Consider the following 1,385-nt stretch of genomic DNA (forward strand, 5'->3'; position numbering starts at 1 on the left):
CCCGTACGTACGGTGCAACGGGAGGCACAGAAATAATAATTAATCTCAGTATTGATATTATTTCCTGTCTACCCTATACCTATATGTAAGCGCTTCATATTTATATTGAAAACGCTAACAGTTTAATTTATAATAGAGAGTGGGATTTGCATAAGGAGGAAATATCATGAATTTAAAAGTTAAAAAAATTGCGCTATTATCTGGCGGAGGAGATTGTCCAGGCTTAAATGCGGTAATCAGAACAATCACTAAGATTGCGATTGAAAAATATAATTGGGAAGTTATTGGTTTTGTATATGGTTATCGTGGATTGTATAATAATAATTATGTAGAATTAACTGTAGACAAGGTAGAGGATATATATAAGGAAGGTGGAACTATTCTTTATAGTTCTAATAAGGATAACCTATTCGATTATCTTGTAGATGATGGAAATGGTGGAAAAGTAAGAAAAGACGTCAGTGATGTAGGCGTTGAAAATCTTAAGAAAGATGGTGTTGATGTATTAGTTGTGTTAGGTGGCGATGGTACATTAACAAGTGCTAGAGACTTCAGCAGAAAAGGTGTCAATGTCATTGGTGTACCAAAGACTATGGATAATGACCTTACTTCTACAGATTTAACATATGGTTTCATCAGTGCGATGAGTGTTGGTACTGAATTCATAGATCGTCTTCAGACTACTGCAAAATCACATCATCGTGTCATCTGCTGTGAATTAATGGGTAGAGAAGCTGGATGGATTTCATTATATGCAGGTCTTGCAGGTAATGCAGGTGTTGTATTAATTCCTGAAATTCCATTTACTATTGAAAATATTGCGAAAGCAGTTAAGAAACGTGATGAAGCAGGTCTTCCATATACTGTTATTGCAGTAGCTGAAGGTGCTAAGTATGCGGATGGTACAAAGTCAATCGGTAAGATTGTAGAAGATTCACCAGACCCAATTCGTTATTCTGGACTTGCTGCAAAGGTGGCTGATGATCTAGAAAAAGTCATTCCTAATCATGAAGTACGTTCTGTCAATCCGGGTCATATTATCCGTGGTGGTGATATTGATGCATATGATAGAATTCTATCTATCAGATTTGGTAATAAGGCATGTGCTATGATTGATGAAGGCTTATTTGGAAATGTTGTATCATTAAAGGGTGGCAACATGGAATATACTTCACTTGAAGAAGTAATTGGTGATGCGAAATTTGGTAAGCAGAAGCTTGTTGATCCTAATGGAGATCTTGTTCAGGCTGCTAAGGCTATGGGCGTATCATTTGGTGATGAATAATAAGACAAGGACCTTACATTTAGGGTAATTTAAAATAACTAGGGGTTTCCTAAATTTTAATTATTACGCAGTAAGGGGTGAATCTCACCCCTTATTTCTT

The 1,385-nt window shown here is 36.1% G+C and carries 1 protein-coding gene; it reads left to right on the plus strand.

The features are described from left to right. The first annotated feature begins 166 nt into the window (after positions 1–166). Positions 167–1,285 carry an ATP-dependent 6-phosphofructokinase gene (locus EAI80_RS13115; protein ID WP_129982386.1) on the plus strand — a complete coding sequence of 373 codons (1,119 nt, stop codon included), beginning with the start codon at positions 167–169 and terminating at the stop codon, positions 1,283–1,285. Positions 1,286–1,385 lie beyond the last annotated feature (100 nt).

The organism is Catenibacterium sp. co_0103, from assembly GCF_004168205.1.
In the GTDB taxonomy this organism is placed as follows: domain Bacteria; phylum Bacillota_I; class Bacilli_A; order Erysipelotrichales; family Coprobacillaceae; genus Catenibacterium; species Catenibacterium mitsuoka_A.

Bases quoted from the DNA above. Each gene is read 5' to 3' on its own strand.
- EAI80_RS13115 (WP_129982386.1), top strand. From the start codon at position 167: ATGAATTTAAAAGTTAAAAAAATTGCGCTATTATCTGGCGGAGGAGAT.